Raw genomic sequence first — 18164 nt, 5'->3', positions numbered from 1 at the left:
CAGGTGTCCCGGTCGTCGCGGAAATGCCCGACCGGGGCCGCGGACTTCCCCGGTCGCACGCATTCGCCGCGCCCGGATCGGGGCCCGTCGTTCACGAGTGTGATCGGATACCGCGGATTCCGTTCACAAGTATGACCAGCCGCATTGCGCCATTCCAGGTGGATGATCAACGCGAACGCCGATCACCTCGGTGTTCGACAAAATTCGACGCCGAGCGGCCACGATCGCGCGGACACCACTGTTGACCAGCGGCTTCTGGCCCATCTAACATCCGGATGAAAGCGGTTTCCGTACGACGGCGTAAGGAAGCACCCCAGGAGGCGATGTTGGCCACCCGCCCGTTCTCGGCGGAGTGCGATCTCCGGGAAGCAGATCGAAAAAGGGCGGCAACCCTTTTTCGCCGCGCGAACGGATGTCCAGCGAAATCATTCACCACCGGCCCCGGCCTCCGGGGAAGCCAGAAGTGGAGTTGTTCATGAGCGCACTTGACAGATCGCCGACCGGGCGCGCCCCGCGGCGGGGTGACGCGCGGTGGCGGCTGAGCCTGACGGCCGCCGCGGGCGCCACGGCGCTGGCCGCGGCCCTCGTCGCCTGGCCGAGCGCCCCGACCGCGGACGCCGCGGTCGGCGCGGGCACCTACACGGTGACCAACGCGGGCAGCGGGCAGTGCCTCGACGTGCCCGGCGCGAGCGCCTCCAGCGGCGTGCAGCTCCAGCAGGCGGGGTGCACCGGCGCCACCGGCCAGCGGTGGACGCTGACCGCGGTCAGCGGCGGGTTCCGGATCACCTCGGCCGCCAACGGCCTGTGCGTCGGCGTCCGGGACGGGTCGACCTCGGCCGGCAAGGTCATCGAGCAGGCCTCCTGCACCGGCGCCGCCGGCCAGACCTGGTCGCTGACCGCGAGCGGCAGCAACTACCGCGTGGTGGACACCAACGGCGGCAAGTGCATGAACACCAAGGACAACTCCACCTCGGCGGGCGCGCCGGTGCAGACCAACTCCTGCGACAGCGCCGCCACCAAGCAGTGGACGTTCTCCCCCACCTCCGGCGGGCCGACCTCGACCACCACGTCGACGTCGACGTCGACCACGACGAGGACCACCACCACGACCACCACGACGACGTCCCAGCAGCCGGGCGGCGGTGACGGCAGCGGCCCGTGGCCGTCGGACACCGGCAGCGTCCACCAGACGACCACCCGGAACGTGGGCACGTACTTCAACGGTGGGATGAAGCGGCACTACGGCATCGGTGACGGCGGTCAGGGCGAGGGCCAGGACCCGATGTTCGTGGTCGCCAACGGTGGCACGATCGAGAACGTCATCATCGACACCCCGGCCGGCGACGGCATCCACTGCGAGGGCTCCTGCACCATCCGCAACGTCTGGTGGAACGACGTGGGCGAGGACGCGGCGACCTTCAAGGCCTCCAGCTCCTCGGCGACCTACCTGGTCGACGGCGGCGGCGCGAAGTCCGCGTCGGACAAGGTGTTCCAGCACAACGGCGCGGGCACCCTGACCATCCGCAACTTCCAGGCGCACACCGCGGGCAAGCTGTACCGGGCGTGCGGCAACTGCGCCACCTCGTACCAGCGGCACGTGGTGATGGACGGCGTGACCGTGCGCTCCACCAAGGTGCTCGCGGGCATCAACACCAACTGGGGCGACACCGCGCGGTTCTCCCGGATCACCGTCTACGGCAGCGCGGTCATCTGCGAGAAGTACCAGGGCGTGCCGAAGGGCTCCGAGCCGAAGAAGATCGGCGAGGGCGCGGACGGCAGGAACTGCTTCTACTCCGCGTCCGACATCACCTACCGCTAGTCGGTCGGGAACACGGGTCGGGGCTTGGAGAACGGGAACCCCGCGGACCTCGGTCCGCGGGGTTCCCGTCGTCCGTCGGGCGTCGGTTCGGGGCGTGGACCTGGTCCGCGGCGTTGGCCGCGCAGTCCCTCGTGGCGCCTCGGACGAACATGTTCACCGGCGCGTGGTTGCCGGAGAAGTGCTGCTGGATCGAACCGTTGCACGGCGTCGTAGTAGCGGCTCGGGTTGAGCACGTAGAACAGCGGCTGGATGGTGAACGACAGCTGCGACGTGCTGATGGAGAAGTCCGAGAACCAGAACTCGTGCAGGTCGTTGGTGTCGAACGGGACCTCCTTGCCCTGGATGACCTCGAAGTGCGCCTGCCCTCCCGGATCGCCTGGACGCAGTCCGCGGCGGTGATGAGCCGCCCGAGCGAACGGGTGTCGGACGGCGAGTCGGCGGGCACGGCCGGGCCGACGCCGGTGAACCCGCCGGTGAAGTTCGGCCCCGGGCAGTCGGTGGCGCTGAAGCCGCCCGGCCGGCCGCTCGGGATCAGCGCGGCGAACCGGGCCTCGCTGACCTGTCCGTCGTCGTTGTGCGCGCACCGGTTGGCGCAGATCAGCTCGTGGGAGTTGCTGGTGAACGCGTCGGTCGGGTGCGTGCCCTGGTGGAACTCCAGCAGGACGTCGCACACGGCGGTGGTGGCGCCCTGCGGCGGGAATACGCCCAGTACCGCGCGTGGACCTCGACCGAGCACTCGAAGAATTCACCGGAAATGCGTGCCAGAACGTATCAGAATGTCCTTCCCAATGGTTTTCGGCGGTGCCGGCGGAGGTGTTCGCCGAAGCTCCGGCGCACTCCGCGCCACCCTCGACGCCCTCCGCCGCCGCCGTCGCGAACTCGACCCGCGTCACCACCCGCCGGGTGGTGACGCGGCCGGCGTCCGCGGCGCCGAAGACGTCCAGCGGGTCGTCCCGCGGCGCCACGGCGACGGGGACGACCCGCACGCCCTACCCCGCGACCGGCTCCGCGCTCACTGCGGCGGGTCCTCGCCGACGAGCCCGTCGACGGCCTCGCGGAGGAGGTCGGCGTGGCCGACGTGGCGGGCGTACTCGTCGTGCAGGTCGACCAGGCCGCGCCGGAGGTCGGGCGACCCGCCGGGGCGGGCGCTCGCCGACGGCCGGTCGAGGCCGCCCTCGGCGAGCACCCCCGCCCACGCCGCGCGCGAGCGGGCCACGGCGGCGCGCCACAGCGCGTACAGCTCCTCGGGGGCGTGCTCGTGCGCCGTGCGCCACTCCCAGTCGGGATCGGCGTCGAAGTCGATCCCGGCGGCGTCCCACGGCGGACCCGGCGGCCGCCCGGTGACGTAGTGGGCGGTGTGCCGGTCCTCGACGAGGGCGAGGTGCTTGAGCAGCCCGCCCAGGGTCATCGCCGACGGCGGGTGGGGCCTGTTCAGCGCGTCCGCGTCCAACCCGCCGCACTTCCAGGCGAACTGGGCCCGGGAGCGCTCCAGCGCGAACAGCAGCATCTCCACCTCGCCGGCCCCGGCGGCCGGTTCGCGGATCACGGTGTCCTCGTCCATGGCCGCACGGTAACGTCCTATCCGGACGGTTCCACTCCCGGATCGGTCGATGGCGCCCGGGGCGCACCGGGTCGACCGGGTGCACGAGGTGGCGGCGCCCGGCGGGACCGACCACGGCGGAACGTCCAGGGGTTCCCGGGCCATCCGCAAGATAAAGTGATGCAGATCACATGAAACGGGACGCGAACCGGCGACGTTCGCCACCCGGCGCAAGTTGCACCATACGGGTCGGCATCGGCCCGCGGCAGTGGACGCCGCATCACCGAGACGTGAACGCCACGTGACCGGGGTCATGATTACACATCGGATGGAGTAACCCGCCGTGACCGTCGGTGAAACTGCATTTTTCATTGATTTGTGGCATTGTGAGCCCCGTCGTAGAAGGCGCTCATCCGGGGAGAGCTGATCACGTTGACGACTTGGGGCAATCCGTTTCCGGGCCGCCGCGGCCGTTTGCTCCGCGGGTTGAGCTGATTCCGTGATCCCGTTACCCCTCATGGCGTCGTGCGGTGAGCCCGAAAGGTTTCCCGCGATCCGGCGCAGACAATGTCGGGCACCGAGTCGAACCGGGGCGGGAGGGCGCCCGGCGGTCGTCGGCGAGGTGGGCGGGCCTCCTCGGAGGAGAGCCGCGACCACGGGCTGAGGTGCTCGTCCCGCGCGGGGGCAGGTCGCAGACCGGTGCGACCGGATGCGTGTCGTACTACTGGGTGGACGTGCTACTGGGTGGACGTGGGCGGTCGGATCCGGCACGACCAGGGGCGCCGGGTGCCGACTCGCTTCACCGTGCATTGGAGGAATCGTTGGAGACCCGTCATCTTCTCGCCTTCACCACCGTCGCGCAGACGGGGAGCTTCACCAAGGCCGCCGAACTGCTCAAATGTTCGCAGCCCACGGTCACCGCGAGGATCAAAACGCTCGAAGACGTGCTCGGCGCCCCGTTGTTCCGACGGCTGCGCCAGGGCATACAGCTGACCCGCGCCGGCGCCGAACTACTCCCCCTCGCCTCCGACATCATCAAGCTCACCGACAAAGCGTTAAAAGTGAATTCGGTGGACGACGAGCCCAAGGGCAACGTGGTCATCGGCACCACGCAGAGCCTCACCGAGTACCGATTGTTCCCCCTGGTGGAGTACGTCCACTGGCGGCACCCGGAAATCCGGCTGTCGCTGCGCTCCCGCGACACGCCGGGCAACCTGGCGGCGGTGCGCGACGGCACCCTCGACTGCGCCTTCTTCACCGACGAGGTCGAGCACCGGGACGGCCTCGACGTCACGGTGCTGTGCGAGGAGCCGCTGGTCCTGGTCACCGGCCCCGACCACCCGCTGGCCCGCCGGTCGACCGTCACCGACGCCGACCTGCGCGGCGCCACCCTGATCAAGGCGGAGAGCGGGGGCGCCTACCACGACCGGCTGGTCCAACTGCTCGACCTGACCGGCGCGGAGCACCGCTCGTCGGTGCTGGCGCTCGACTCCGTCGACGTGGCCAAGCGGGCCGCGGCGTCCGGCCTGGGCGTCGCGCTGCTGCCCTCGGTCACCGTGCGGTCGGAGATCGGCGAGGGCCGGCTGCACTGCCTGCCGTGGTCCTTCCCGTTCCCCGTCTACACGCAGCTGGCCTGCCGGCGCGGTCGCGCGCCGAACGCCGCGCTCACGGCGCTGACCACGGCCGCGACGCGGGTGGTCAGCGAACAGGTGGCCGAGCACGCCTAGGGCGTGTTCCGGGGGTGAGGTGACCGGCGGCGCGTCGGTGACCGGGACGTGGCGAGGTCTCCGATGAGCGGGTGAGCGACCGGGCGAACCCGGGCACCGGAGACCTCGTGGCCGGCGGGGCGGCAGCGGGGAGGGGCGGGCCGACCCGGTCGACGACCGACCCCGCCCCGGCCCGAGTCCGCGCCGAACACGACCCGGCCCCGGCTCCGGTCCGGAGGTCCTCCCCGCTGCGGGCCCCCCGGACCGCGACCGCTTCCCCGCACCGCCTCCCCGCACCAGCGGCTCAGCACCGGTGCTGCTCCCCGGCCCGCAGCACGAGCGCCGGGTGCTCCCCGCTGGTCGACCAGGCGACCCGGCCGATCACCAGCGTGTGGTCGTGCACCTCCAAGGCGTCCTCGATCACGCAGCCGACGCTCGCGACCGCGTCGGGCAGCACGGGCACACCGCCGCGCAGCACGTGCCGCACCCCGTCGAACCGGCGGGCCGGGTCGCCCACCGCGAACCGCCGGCACAGCTCCCGCTGCTCCCACGCCAGCGCGTTGACCGCGAACGCGCCCGCGGTGCGGATGTGCGCCAGCGTCCGGCCGCCGCTGCGCAGCGACACCACCACGCTCGACGGCTCCAGCGACAGCGACATCACCGCATTCGCCGTGCACCCCACCGGTCCCTCGGGGCCGCGCGTGGTGACCACGGTGACGAACGTCGGCAGCTGGGCCATGGCCCGCCGGAAGGCCTCCGCGTCGACCAGCTCGACCGACGTCACCGCGCCACCTGCTCGCTCAGCAGCGCGAACAGCGCGTTGCGGTCGGTCTTGCCGTTCCGGTTGAGCGGCAGCTCGTCCAGGACGGTCACGCCCCGCGGCACCATGTAGCCGGGCAGCCGGTCGCGCAGGGCGGTCAACAGCGCCTCCTCGTCCAGGTCGGCCCCGGTGCACACCGCCTCCAGGTCGAGTTCGCCGTCGCCGCCGGGCACCGCCACCACGACCGCGCCCAGCACGCCCGGCTGGTCGCGCAGCGCCGCCTCCACCTCGCCCAGCTCGATCCGGTACCCGCGCACCTTCACCTGGTGGTCGAGCCGGCCCAGGTGCACCAGCAGGCCGTCCTCCCGGCGGACCCGGTCGCCGGTGCGGTACCAGTGCTCCTCGGTCAACGGCCCGGCGCCGTCGTAGCCGACCGCCACCTCGCCGTCGAACGACAGGAACCGCCCGGCGTTCTCGGCCGGGTCGAGGTAGCCGGGGAACCGCTGCGGCCCGCGCAGGCACAGCTCGCCCTCGTCGGCGGGGCGGCCGTGCTCGTCCAGCACGACGTGCTCCAGGTGCGGGTACGCCGTGCCGATCGGCACCGTGCCGTTCGCCGGGCGCGGCCAGTCGGCGGGGTCGGCGGGCAGCGTGTACTCGGTGCAGGTGATCGTCAGCTCGGTGGGCCCGTAGAAGTTCTCCACCCGGCTGCCGGGCGCGGCCGCCCGCCACGCCTCGGCCTGCTGGAGGGTCAGCGCCTCGCCGGCGAACAGGCTCCAGCGCAGGGTCGGCATGCTGCCCGGCTTGAGCGCCCGCAGCCGCTGGGCGAAGGAGATCACCGACGGCACCGAGCACCAGTGCGTGATCCGCTTGGCGTTGACGAACCTGACCGGCGCCAGCACCTCGTTGCGCGTGGGCACGACCAGGGTCGCGCCGGAGCCCCAGGCGACGAACATGTCGAAGACCGAGACGTCGAAGGTGGTGTCGAAGGTCTGCGACACGCGGCTGCCGGGCCCGACCTCGTACCTGGGGATCACGTGCTCCAGGTAGGCCGACGCGTTGCGGTGCCGGATCGGGACGCCCTTGGGCGTGCCGGTCGAGCCGGAGGTGAACAGGACGTAGGCCAGGTCGTCCGGTCCCGGCGTGCGCGGCCGGAGGCCCTCGGCCGACGCGGGCGCCTCGTCGCCCTCGCGCAGCACCCGGTCCAGCCGGGCGGACGCGGCGATGGTGTCGTTGCGGGCGGCCGGGAACTCCGGGTTGAGCGGCACCACCGTGCCGCCCAGCCGCTGCACCGCCAGGTACCCGGCGTAGGTCAGGGTGCTGCGCGCGGCCAGCAGGCCGACCCGCGCGTGCGGGCCGCGGGCCAGCCCCGCGGCGATCCGGTCGGCCAGCTCCGCCAGCTCGGCGTAGGTCAGCCGCTCGTCGCCGACCTCCAGCGCGACGTGGTCGCCGTACCTGGCGGCCGACTCCGCGAACCACTCGTACAACGCCTTGCTCATCCGTTCCGCCTCTCCACCGCGATGACTTCCTCGAAGGCCCGGACCACGAGGGCCGGGCGGGGGCGCCCGCGCTCGGCGGACTGCACCGCGAAGCGCACCGCCCTGGGCAGCTCCGCCCACGCCGCCGCGGCCACCGGGTCGTCGGCGTGCTTGAACTGGTGGTGCCTGCTCGCCGCCCACAGGTCCTCGGCGTGGCGGCCCAGCGCCGCCGGGTCGCCGGCGACGTGCTCGGCCAGGTGCCGCAGGGCGGGTTCGGCGCCCGTCACCCACCGTCCGGCCGGGGGCGGCGGTGGCGGGACGTCCCGCCGGGACAGCCACCGGTAGCGGCCCGGCGGCGGCACCGCGACCGGCGCGCCGAGCGCGTGCACGTCGCGGTTGTGCACCTCGGGGCGCAGCGGCGGCAGCGGCGCGAGCAGCTCCCGCAGCGCGTCGTCGTCGAACCAGCCCCGGTAGGGGCGCTGCTCGCCGTGCGGCAGCAGCGCCTCGAAGCCGTCGACGACCAGCCAGCGCCCGTCGTCGTGGTCGGTCACCAGCACCCAGTGCGGCACGTCCTCGCCGGACGGCGGCGCCCACGGCAGGTTCCGGGTGTTGGCCACGGCCAGGGCGCGCCCGGCGTCGGCCAGTTCCGCGCGCAGGCCCGCCGCGGCGCCGGACCAGTCCTCGGCCGACCGGTAGCCCAACCGCGGGTCCACCGGCGCGTGGTGGGTGAACGCCACCTCGCCCGGCCGGTCGACGCGCACCGAGAGGGCGACCGCCTCGGCGAACCGCCGGTCGACGTCCGGTTGTTCCGGGCGCAGGCAGTCGAGCAGGTTGGTCGTGTAGCAGCTCAGCATGTCCACTCCTCGAACGCGCAGCTCAACGGCACGTCGACGGCGTCGCGCAGGGCGACCCACCCGAAGCGCCGCCACCGGCCGGAGACCGGGCGGGCCGGGACGTCGATCGCCCACGGCCGCCCGGCCAGGCCGGTGCCCTCGGCCTTGACGCACGCCTCCTGCACCGTCCACACCCGGGCGAGCTCCACGGCCCGCTCGGCCTCCGGCAGCCGGTCCAGCTCGGCCGCCCGCTCGCGCAGGCAGCGACGCACGACCCCCGCCGGCAGCTCGGCCGGCGGCCGCTGGAGGTCGACGCCGACGGCACGGCGCAGCGCCACGGCCGCCGCGACCGCGCCGCCGTCGTGCGACACGCTCACCCCGACCCCCGGCACGCCCGCCAGGACCGGTTTGCCGGTGGCGGTGGCGGCCACCTCGGCGTCCCGCGCCCACGGGGCGACCGCCGCGAGCAGGTCGCGCAGGACGCCGCGGCCCGCGAGGAACTCCCGCGCCCGCCACGGCGGCATCCCGACCGCCGCTCGGGCGTCGGCCGGGTGCGGTGGACCGGTGGACCCCTCGGCGACCCGCACCCACACGTCCTCGTGCACCTGGACGTCCACGGCACCGGTCATCACGAGCCCCGTCTCCACAGCCCTGGTCTCCGCCGCCCTGCTCCCGGCAGCACCGGTCCCCGCGGATCCGTTCTCCAGCGCGGTCTTCACGACGCCGACTCCCAGTCCGCCAGCTCCGCGAGCAGCCGGTCCGCCTGGTCCGCGACGCCGCCCAGCACCACCTCCGTCACACCGCCACCCACCCCGAAGACCCCGGCCTCCGCCCGCAGCAGGTGCGGACCACCGGCGGCGAACCCCTCCGCGCCGTGCAGGTGGGCGCACTCCGCGAGCACCCGGTCCACGGTCAGGCCCACCGACGCCTTCAGCAGCGCGCCGGCCGTGCCGTCGTGGTCGACGGCGATCCGCCCGGCCAGGCTGTCGGCCAACGCGCGCAACTGGTGCACCTCGACCAGCGCGGTCGCGAAGCGCTGGCGCACGGCGTCGAGCTGCCACAGCCCGTCGCGGGCGGTCAGCGACCGCTTGGCCGCGTCGAGCGCCCGCCGGCACAGGGCGACCGCCCACAGCGCGCCGGCGAGGCGTTCGACGGCGATGTGCCGGGCGAAGCCGGCCAGCCCCCGGCCCGGCCTGCCGACCAGGTGGTCGGCGGGCACCCGCACGTCGTCGAACCGGACGTGCCCGACACCGCTGCCCGCGAACAGGTCGGTGTCGGCGGGCCGCACCGCCACGCCGGGCGCGTCGGCGGGCACCAGCACCCACGAGAAGTTCGTGAAGTGCGGTCCCGGTCGACGCCGGGCGAGCACCAGCAGCCAGGTCGCGTGGGTCGCGTTGGTGATCCACCGCTTCGCGCCGCGCACCACCAGCTCGTCGCCCTCGGCGCGGACCTCGGTGGCCAGGGCGGTGAGGTCCGAACCCGCCGCCTCGTCCGTGGCGGCCAGCGCCGTGGTGGCGGTGCCGTCGAGCGTCCGCCCCAGCGCCTCCGCCACGGCCGGCCCCGACCCGACGCCCTCCGCGAGCAGCGGCAGCACCGTGGCCAGCTGCACGCACGCGGCCAGCGTCACGCCGTTGAGCCCGCGCTCGTCCAGCGCGGCGAGCAGCGCGCCCAACCGCCCCGGGTCGACGCCGCGCTCCGGTCGCCCGTCCCGGTAGGCCTGGGCGAGCACGCCCGCCTTGCCCAGGGCCGCCCAGCAGGCCGTCGCGTCGGGCACCGGCGGCACGGCGGTCAGGACGCGCCCCACCCGCTCGGCGAAGCCGGTACCGATCGGCTGCTCAGGCAAAGCGCACCTCCGGGTCGAGCAGGGCGAGCCTCCCGTCCGCTAGGTACAGCCGGTCGTTGCTGTAGTTGAGCGCCGCCGAGCGCAGGTCGCGCAGCGCGCGTTCCAGCCCGGTCGGCGAGTTGCGCAGGTAGCCGTGCCGCAGCCCCACCGCCTCCACCAGCTCGTCGACCGCCGCGTGGCACTGCTCGGCCGCGGTGATCTTCAGCTCGTTGAGCAGGAGCTGGACGCGCGGCCGGGACAGGTCGTCCGCACCCGCCACCACGGCCTCCGTGCGCCACAGCAGCGCGTTGACCACCTCCAGCCGCTGTCGCGCCCTGGCGAGGCGGGTCAGCAGCAGCTCGGAGCCCAGGTTCAGCGACCCGCGCGCGGACGGGTCGCGCAGCACCCCGATCACCCGTGACAGCGCGCCGCTCGCGGTGCCGAGCCAGCACGCCGACCAGCCCAGGTGGGCCAGGGGGCCGAACGTGCGGGTGACGACCTCGCGGAAGCCGCCGTGCCCACCGACCACCTGGTGGCCGGGCACCCGACCGCGCAGCCGCAGCGCGCCGCTGTGGCTGGCCCTCATGCCCAGCGGCTGCCACTCGCCGGACGGGGTGACCTCCAGCTGGTCCCGCGCGGCGTAGACGAGCGAGACCTGGTTCGGCGAGGTCGCGTCCGGGCCGAGCATCGTCACCAGGAAGCCGTCGGCGTGCGCGCCGCCGGTGACGATCGGGGCGAACCGGTCCACCACCAGCTCGCCGTCGTCGGCGCGCAGCTCCGCCTGCGCCGTCAGCAGGTGGCCGCCCTTGCCCGCCTCGGTGGTCACCGAGGCCAGGTACAGCTTGCCCTGCGCGATCGCGGGCAGCAGCTCGCCGCGCAGCCGGTCGCCGGCGTGGCGCACGACCGCGGCGACCTGCTGGCAGTGCATCGCGAAGATCATGGCCGCGGACATGTCCTCCCGGCCCAGCCGCGTGCTGACGGTCAGCACGTCGGCGACCGAGCCGCCGAGGCCGCCGTGCTCGACCGGCACCAGCAGGCCGAGCAGGCCGGTGGCGCGCATCTCGTCCAGCGCCCGCACCGGGAACGCGGCGTCGGCGTCGGCCTGCCCGGCGTGCTCGGCGACCACGGCGGCGACGGCGTCCGCCGGCTCGGCGAAGTTCGGCGCGGTGGTGGTCACACCGCACCGACCTGGGTCTCCGCCGCGGCGGAGATGGCCCGCCACAGGTTGCCGGCGGTGGCGAACGTCGTGTCGTTGAGGTCCTCGTCGGGCAGCGACACGCCGAACTCGTCCTCGATGGCGAACAGCAGCTCGATGGACTGCATGGAGTCCAACCCCAGGTCTCGCAGCGGGGTCTCGGGGGTCAGCTCGCGGTCGCCGCGCGCGGGCAGGAAGCGGGTCAGCAGTGCGGTGAAACGCGCGTCCATGGCGTCGGTCCTCTCGGGTCGGTTCAGGACTCGGGTCGGGTCGGAACTCGGGTCAGTTCGAGGCGGGAGGCGTGGACCAGCCGGTCGCCGTCCACCACGGCCTCCACCGGGCAGGGTTGGCCGAGGAAGGCGACCAGGGAGGCGTACAGGCCGTAGGCGCCGACGTTCGGCACGGCGAGCAGGTCGCCCGGCCGCAGCCGCGGCAGCCGCGCGGTGCGCGACCAGGTGTCCAGCGGCGTGCACAGCGGTCCGGCCACGACGGTCGGCCCCGCCGTTTCGTCACCCGCCGTCGTGTCCCCCGCCGTCGCGTTCCCCGCCAGGTGGACCAGCGCGGGGTTGAGCGGTGGCAGGCGGCGCAGCCCGGCCATGCCGCCCAGGTGGTTGATGCCCGACTCCAGCACGACGACGTCGCGGCCGTGCGACCGCTTCACGTCGAGCACGGCGGTCACCAGCGACCCGGCGGTGCCGACGAGGTAGCGGCCGGACTCGAAGACGACCTCCGGCGCGCCACCCCGCCAGCCGGGCGCGTGCTCGTCGAGCAGGTCGTGCAGGCCCCCGCGCAGCCCGGTCAGGTCGACCGCGCCGCCCTCCTTGCCGAACGGCGCGCCGAACCCGCCGCCCAGGTCGAGCACGTCGACCCGGAAGCCCTCGGCGCGCAGCTTCGCCGCGGTGGCCAGGCTGCGGCCGAACTGGGCGAGCAGCTCGTCGACGCCCACCAGGTTGGTGCCCATGTAGAGGTGCAGGCCGACCACCTCGACGTGGTCCCGGTCGCCGAAGCGCGCGGGCTCGGCGAGCACCCAGCCGACGTCCGCGCCGAACTGCGAGGTGACGCCCGTCATGGTCAGGCCCTGGCCCGGTTCCGGCTGGTCGTCGTTGATCCGCAGCAGGCAGCGGACCCGGACCGACCCCGCGCGCGCCACCGCGTCCAGCTGGTCCAGCGCGTGCGGCGAGTCGACGGAGAACTCCCGCACGCCCAGGCGCAGGGCGCGGGCGAGGTCGGCGTCCCGCTTGCCCGGCCCGTTGTAGAGCAGGGCGCCCGCGGGCCACCCGGCGGCGAGCGCGGCGTCCAGCTCGCCCGGCGAGCAGACTTCGGCCCGCGCGCCGCCCTCCCGCAGCGCGGCGAGCACGTGCGGGTGCGGGTTGGCCTTGAGCGAGTAGTAGAGGCCGGACCGCTCGGGCAGCGCCGCGCGCAGCCGCGCGAGGTTCGCGCGCACCTCGGCCAGGTCGTAGACGTAGGCGGGGGTCTCCACGCCCTCGCGCAGCGCGGTCGCGACCGCGCGGTTGTCCGACACGGCCCGGCCCCCGGCCCCGGCCCGGTCCTCGGGCACCGCCCGGGCCTCGGGCACGGCTTGGTCCTCAGACACCGCTGGTCACCTCCCGCAGCAGGGCCTTGCGGTCGACCTTCCCGTTGCCGGTCAGCGGGAGCGAGGGCGCCACCACGCAGCGGTGGGGGATCTTGAACTCCTCGATCTCGTCCTTCAGCAGCGCGGTGACCTCGTCCGCGGTGAGCTGCCCGACGACCACCAGCACCGCGGACCGGTCGCCGTCCGGCGGGAGCACCACCGCGGACTCCACCCCGGGCACCCGCCGGACGGCGGCCTCGACCTCGGTCGCGCTGACCCGGAAGCCGCGCTGCTTGTAGATGTCGTCGCGGCGGCCGTCGAAGTACACGTAGCCGTCCTCGTCGAGCCGGCCGTAGTCGCCGGTCCGCAGCTCCGGGAAGAGCCCCTCGGCGCGGTGGAAGCGCTGGGCGGACAGCTCGGGCCGCCGCCAGTAGCCCGCCATCACGTTGGGCCCGCGCACGACCAGCTCGCCGATCTCGCCCGGCGGCAGTCGCCTGCCGTCCGCGTCGATCGCGAACAGCTCGGTGCCCGGCAGGGCGCGGCCGGACGCGCCGGGGCGCTCCAGGTCGCCGTCCGGCGGCATGATCGCGGCCCGCTTGCACTCGGTGAGGCCGTACATCAGCTGCACCCGCAGGGTGGGGATCGCGGCGCGCAGCGCGGTCAGCGGCTCGACCGGCATGGCCGCGCCGGTGTTGGTCAGCAGCCGCAGCGGCGGCACGCCCGCGCCACCGGAGCGCTTGACCAGCCGGGCCAGCGTCTCGGCCACGGCGGGCACCGAGGCCAGCACCGTGGCCCGCGCTCCGACGAGGTTGCGCAGCAGGGACGGCCCCACCTCGGCCGGCTGCCCCAGCCGCACGTGCGCGCCGCTCGCCGCGCCCAGGAACAGCTGGTACAGCCCGTAGTCGAAGGACAGCGGCAGCGGGCAGTAGACGACGTCGTCCGGGCGGTAGGCCAGCTGGGACTGGATCGCGCCGACCGCGAACACGGCCTGCTGGTGCGTGCTCACCACGGCCTTGGGCAGCGAGGTGGTGCCGGAGGTGTAGATGAGGCAGACCGGGTCCACCGCCAGCGGGCCCGGCGCCTCGGAGCGAGCTGGGGCATCGGAGCGAGCCGGCGCGTCGGCGAAGGCCGCGGCCCCGACCTCCTCGGGCGTGGCGGCCCGGACGCCGCGGGACCGCGCCGCGGCCCGCGCGTCCTCCTCGGCCGCGACCAGCAGGGCGGGTTCGCTGTCGTCGAGCACGTGCTCCAGCGGTCGGCCCCGGGTCCGCTCGTGCAGGACGGTGAACGCCGCGCCGATCCGCGAGGCGGCGTGCACCAGCACCGGGACCAGCGTGCCGGACGGCGCGACCAGGACCACCCGGTCGCCCCGGCCCACGCCCCGGCCGGTCAGCCACGACGCCAGCCGGCGGCTGCCCTCCGCCACCTGCCGGTGGGTGAGCAGGTCGGTGGCGGTGGACACCGCGGGCCGGTCCGGCCAGTTCCGCTCCGCCGCGTCGATCAGGTCGTGCAGCAGGGTCGTCATTCCGGTCCTCCGGAGGAGCGAGAGACGAGACGGCACAGGTCGTCGAGCCGGTGCAGGTTCTCCGGCACCAGGTCGTCGGCGTCGAACTCGACGCCGAGGGCGGACTCCAGGCGCTCGACGATGTCGACCACCCGGAACGAGGAGAACGACGGGAAGGACGGGAACGGCTCGCCGCCCAGGACCTCGGCGGGGTCGACGTTGAGCACCCGCGCCACCACGGCCGCGATCTCGCGCCGCAGCCCGTCGAACACGACCCGGTCGGCCGCGAGCAGGTCGGCGAGCCGGGGCAGCACGCCGGGCGGCTCCGGTCGGCCGCGCGCCACCCGGCGGTAGGCCAGGTAGGTCTGCTCGGCCAGCGCCTCCCACTGCCGGACGTGCTCCTCGAACGCCCCGGGCTCGTCGTGGCACGCCGCGTGCAGCCGCCGGGACCTGGCCAGCAGCCACGTCTCCAGGGTCAGCCGGTCCAGCGCGGCCACCCGGTCCGGGTGCTCCCGGTAGGCCCGCGCGTAGGCGTCCACGACGTCCGGTTGGGCGTGGTCCTGCCGCGGCCGGACCTCGGCGGGCCGGTCCACCGGTTCGAACCGGAACACCCGCGCGCCGTCCGGGACGGCGGCCGACAGCTCCGCCGCGGTCAGCTCCCAGCGGCCCGGTCGGGCCGGGCCCCACTGGGTGTCGTTGTGGTAGGCGTCGTGCACGGTGAAGCCGCCCGGCCCGGCCTCCACCAGGAAGCTGTGGTCCATGTGCCGGTGCCCGCGGTAGGGCACCCACGGCAGGTGGAACGCGTCCGCGACCACGTACACCGGGTCCCGCGGCAGGTCCGCCGACGTGGTGGCGTGCCACCGGTCGACCACGGCCAGGCCGAGCAGGTGGCGCGCGTCGCGCAGGTGGTCGTCGAGGGTCGGTTCCACGGTGGGCAGCCCGTCCGGGCCGGGCACGGGCGCGAACCGCAGCCGCGCGCCGAGCGCGAGGTGCCGCCCCGGGCCGTGCCGGCGGTCGGCCAGCAGCGCCAGGTTGGCCTGCACGCAGTCCAGCAGCTCGGCGCGCACGACGACGTCGGTCGAGGCGGTCACACCCGCGCCCCTTCCACGCGCGGCAGCCCGGACACCGCCGCCAGCAGCGCTTCCTCCGCCGGGGCCTGGTCGCTCAGCTCGCCGTCCAGCAGCTGCTGGTACGCCGCCAGGTCCAGGTAGCCGTGGCCGCTGACGCAGACCAGCACGCCGCGCTCGGCGCCGTCGGCCGCGAGCCGCGCCGCGGCGGCCAGCGCGTGCCCGGACTCCGGCGCGGGCAGCACCGTTTCGCGCACGGTGAAGCGGCGGCCCGCCTCCAGCGCCTCGACCTGGTCGACCGCGACGGCGTCGACCTGGCCCGCGTGCCGCATCGCGGAGACCAGCTTGGCCGCGCCGTGGTAGCGCAGGCCCGCCGAGTGCGAGTCGGGGATCGAGTAGGAGCTGCCGATGGTGTACATGGCCTCCAGCGGGCCGGTGCCGGTGGCGTCGGTCTGGTCATAGGCGTACACGCCCCGGGTCAGCTTGGGCGTGGAGCTGGACTCCGCGGCGACGAGCCGGGGCGGCCGGGTCCCGCCGGCGGCGGCCTCGGCGTGGAACGGCAGCGCGATGCCGCCGAAGTTGGAGCCCGCGCCGACGCAGCCGACCACCGCGTCCACGTCGGCCTCCAGCTCCGCGAGCTGCGCGATCGCCTCGACGCCGATCACCGACTGGTGCAGGATGCTGTAGGTCTCGCCGCTGCCGATGCAGAACGCGGCGCCCTCCTTGCCGGCGGCGTACTCCACGGCCTCGCCGATGGCCAGCGACAGGCTGTTGCCCTGCCCCTCCGTCTCGCGGGAGACCCTGGTCGTGCCGGTCGGGCTGGCCAGCACCTCCGCGCCGAGCATCCGCATCAGCACGCCGCGGTAGGGCTTGCGGGCCAGGCTCGACCCGACCATGAACACCGTGCAGCGCAGGCCGAACAGGGCGCAGGCGGCGGCCAGGGCGGTGCCCCACTGGCCCGCGCCGGTGCCGGTGACCAGCTCCGCCACCCCGGCGCGCTTGTAGTAGTAGGCCTGGGCCAGCGCGGTGTTGAGCTTGTGGCTGCCGGAGATGTTGCCGCCCTCGTACTTGACGTAGACCGGCACCTTCGCGCCGACCGCCTCCTCGAAGCCCGTGGCCCGCCACAGCGGGGTCGGCCGGAACTTGCGGTAGGCGTCCAGCACCTCGTCGGGGATCTGCCAGTACTCGCGCGGCTGGATGCTCTGGCGCACCAGCTCCATCGGCAGGTTGACGCCGATGCCGCCGCCGGCGGCGCGGTCCGGGGAGCGGTCCTCGGGCAGCGGGGTGGTGAGGTGGGGCAGCACGCTGCGCCAGCTCGTGGGCAGTTCGGTCATCGCGCCGCCTCCACCGCGTCGAGCACGACGGCCACGAGGTCGTCGACGGTGGTGAAGGTGCGGCCGACGAACAGGTCGTCGGGCAGCGTCACGCCCAGGTCGTCCTCCAGCCGCACGAGCATCCCGACGAAGCCGAACGAGTTGACCCGCAGCAGCTCGCCGTTCAACGGCTCGTCGCCGGAGACCGCGTCGGGGTCGATCGACAGCCGCGACTCGGCGATCACGACGGTCTTGACCGCGCGGGTGACGGTCACGCGGTCCAGTGCCTCGACGGACATCAGTTCCCCCTTTCGGCGCGCAGCGCACCGCGGGCCTCGACGACCCAGGTGTGGGTGAGCAGCGCTGAGACGGTCACCGGGCCGCGCACGTGCAGCCGGCCGGTGCTGATGGAGATCTCGGAGCCCAGCCCGAGGGTCGGGCCGTCGTGCAGCCGCAGCGAGCCGTTCACCACGATCGCGGCGGCGTCCACGCCGCGGGTGAACCGCTCGATCGCGGCGTCGTCGGCGCTCACCACGCCCTCGGTGTGCGCCGACCCGTAGCGGCGGACGTGCTCGACGGCGGCGTCCACGTCGGGCACCGGCAGCACGCCGATGGTCGGCTCCAGGAACTCGCGGCCGAGGTCGTGCGCCGCCAGCTCGGCGATCCGCACGCCGCCGCCCGGTCGTGCCTTGAGCCCGCCGCCGAGCTTGAGGGTGACGTCGGCGCCGGTGCGGACGACCTCCTCCACGAAGTCCTCGGCCACGTGCTCGTCGACGAGCACCAGCTCCAGGGTGTTGCACGCGGAGGGCTCGGCGAGCTTGCTGTCCAGGGCGATCTCGGCGGCCCGCGCGAGGTCCGCGCTGCCGTGCACGTAGAGGTGGTTGACGCCGCCGCCGCTGGCGATGACCGGGATGGAGCCCGCCGAGCGGCAGAAGTCGATCAGCGCGGGGCTGCCGCGCGGCACCAGCACGTCCACCGCGTCCGGCCGGCGCAGCAGCGCCCGGAGCACGGAGCGGTCCGGGTCCTCGATCACCGTGACCAGCCCGGCCGGGAGCCCGGCGGAGACCAGGGCCTCGTGCACGGCGGTGGCCAGGGCGGCGTCGGTGGCGGCCATCTCCTTGCCGCCGCGCAGCAGCACGCTGTTGCCGACGACCACCGGGATCAGCGCGCCCTCGACGGTGACGGTCGGGCGGGCCTCGTAGACCATGAACACCACGCCCAGCGGCTTGGGCACCTTGCGCAGCGCGCCCCAGTCGCCGATCGGGACCGGCGGCGCGGGCGTGGTGGCCGGGCCCAGCTCGGCGGTGACCGCGTCGATCAGCCGCAGCAGGCCGTCGAGGTGGTCCTCGGTGAGCCGCAACCGCTCCACCAGCACGGGTGGGAGCCCCCGCCGTCGGGCCGCTGCGACGTCCTCCTCGTTGGCCTTGAGCACCAGGGGCCACGAGCTGGTCAGGTGTTCGGCGAGCGCACCGCAGTAGCGGCGGTAGGCCGCGTCGCCGACCGGTGGCGCCGCGTGCAGCGCGGCGCGCGCGGAACTCAGCAACTGCTCGGTCATGATCT

16 protein-coding genes are annotated in these 18164 nt (G+C 74.4%); 2 read left to right on the top strand and 14 right to left on the bottom strand.

Features of this window, described 5'->3' with window-relative positions; genetic code table 11:
- Positions 1-475: 475 nt before the first annotated feature.
- The gene (locus ABD223_RS18360; RefSeq protein WP_344037489.1) at positions 476-1819 is read left to right on the top strand and encodes a pectate lyase; all 1344 of its coding nucleotides are present in this window, start codon (positions 476-478) and stop codon (positions 1817-1819) included.
- A 1012-nt stretch (positions 1820-2831) separates the two neighbouring features.
- Here the strand turns inward: ABD223_RS18360 and ABD223_RS18355 are convergent.
- Entirely contained in the window at positions 2832-3380 is a 549-nt protein-coding gene (locus tag ABD223_RS18355; RefSeq protein ID WP_344037488.1) for a mycothiol transferase, read from the bottom strand.
- An 800-nt stretch (positions 3381-4180) separates the two neighbouring features.
- On the opposite strand from ABD223_RS18355, the gene ABD223_RS18350 reads away from it, so the two are divergent.
- Complete coding sequence (locus ABD223_RS18350) at positions 4181-5086, top strand: LysR family transcriptional regulator (protein ID WP_344037487.1); 906 nt, start codon at positions 4181-4183, stop codon at positions 5084-5086.
- 283 nt (positions 5087-5369) lie between these two features.
- On the opposite strand, the gene ABD223_RS18345 is transcribed toward ABD223_RS18350, so the two are convergent.
- From ABD223_RS18345 to ABD223_RS18285, 13 genes are read right to left on the bottom strand one after another with little or no spacing between them, the layout of a single operon-like run.
- Positions 5370-5849, bottom strand: coding sequence for a flavin reductase family protein (locus ABD223_RS18345; protein ID WP_344037486.1), 480 nt, complete (start codon positions 5847-5849; stop codon positions 5370-5372).
- On the bottom strand, positions 5846-7321 hold the full coding sequence (locus ABD223_RS18340) for an amino acid adenylation domain-containing protein (protein ID WP_344037485.1): 1476 nt from the start codon (positions 7319-7321) through the stop codon (positions 5846-5848). Before ABD223_RS18340 ends, ABD223_RS18345 begins: the two co-directional genes overlap by 4 nt.
- Entirely contained in the window at positions 7318-8154 is an 837-nt protein-coding gene (locus ABD223_RS18335) for a hypothetical protein (protein ID WP_344037483.1), read from the bottom strand. Before ABD223_RS18335 ends, ABD223_RS18340 begins: the two co-directional genes overlap by 4 nt.
- Complete coding sequence (locus ABD223_RS18330) at positions 8148-8852, bottom strand: 4'-phosphopantetheinyl transferase family protein (RefSeq protein WP_344037482.1); 705 nt, start codon at positions 8850-8852, stop codon at positions 8148-8150. The genes ABD223_RS18335 and ABD223_RS18330 overlap by 7 nt, the downstream gene beginning before the upstream one ends.
- Entirely contained in the window at positions 8849-9976 is a 1128-nt protein-coding gene (locus ABD223_RS18325; protein WP_344037481.1) for an acyl-CoA dehydrogenase family protein, read from the bottom strand. The genes ABD223_RS18330 and ABD223_RS18325 overlap by 4 nt, the downstream gene beginning before the upstream one ends.
- Positions 9969-11132, bottom strand: a complete 1164-nt coding sequence (locus ABD223_RS18320; protein ID WP_344037480.1) for an acyl-CoA dehydrogenase family protein — start codon at positions 11130-11132, stop codon at positions 9969-9971. Before ABD223_RS18320 ends, ABD223_RS18325 begins: the two co-directional genes overlap by 8 nt.
- Positions 11129-11380 (bottom strand): acyl carrier protein, encoded by a 252-nt coding sequence (locus tag ABD223_RS18315; protein WP_344037479.1) that lies wholly within the window; start codon positions 11378-11380, stop codon positions 11129-11131. The genes ABD223_RS18320 and ABD223_RS18315 overlap by 4 nt, the downstream gene beginning before the upstream one ends.
- Positions 11381-11403: 23 nt before the next feature.
- A complete protein-coding gene (locus tag ABD223_RS18310; protein WP_344037478.1) occupies positions 11404-12744 on the bottom strand; it encodes an alanine racemase in 1341 nt (446 codons plus the stop codon).
- A complete protein-coding gene (locus ABD223_RS18305; RefSeq protein ID WP_344037477.1) occupies positions 12737-14245 on the bottom strand; it encodes a class I adenylate-forming enzyme family protein in 1509 nt (502 codons plus the stop codon). Before ABD223_RS18305 ends, ABD223_RS18310 begins: the two co-directional genes overlap by 8 nt.
- Positions 14242-15315: an acyl carrier protein gene (locus ABD223_RS18300; protein WP_344037476.1), complete on the bottom strand. Its 1074-nt coding sequence runs from the start codon at positions 15313-15315 to the stop codon at positions 14242-14244. The genes ABD223_RS18305 and ABD223_RS18300 overlap by 4 nt, the downstream gene beginning before the upstream one ends.
- A complete protein-coding gene (locus tag ABD223_RS18295; RefSeq protein ID WP_344037475.1) occupies positions 15312-16625 on the bottom strand; it encodes a TrpB-like pyridoxal phosphate-dependent enzyme in 1314 nt (437 codons plus the stop codon). Before ABD223_RS18295 ends, ABD223_RS18300 begins: the two co-directional genes overlap by 4 nt.
- A complete protein-coding gene (locus tag ABD223_RS18290; RefSeq protein ID WP_344037474.1) occupies positions 16622-16903 on the bottom strand; it encodes an acyl carrier protein in 282 nt (93 codons plus the stop codon). The genes ABD223_RS18295 and ABD223_RS18290 overlap by 4 nt, the downstream gene beginning before the upstream one ends.
- On the bottom strand, positions 16903-18159 hold the full coding sequence (locus ABD223_RS18285; protein ID WP_344037473.1) for a glutamate-5-semialdehyde dehydrogenase: 1257 nt from the start codon (positions 18157-18159) through the stop codon (positions 16903-16905). Before ABD223_RS18285 ends, ABD223_RS18290 begins: the two co-directional genes overlap by 1 nt.
- Positions 18160-18164: the final 5 nt, after the last annotated feature.

Source organism: Saccharothrix xinjiangensis (assembly GCF_039527585.1).
In the GTDB taxonomy this organism is placed as follows: domain Bacteria; phylum Actinomycetota; class Actinomycetes; order Mycobacteriales; family Pseudonocardiaceae; genus Actinosynnema; species Actinosynnema xinjiangensis.
Note: the sequence above shows the minus strand (reverse complement) of the source record. Positions and strands in the feature narration are given on the sequence as shown.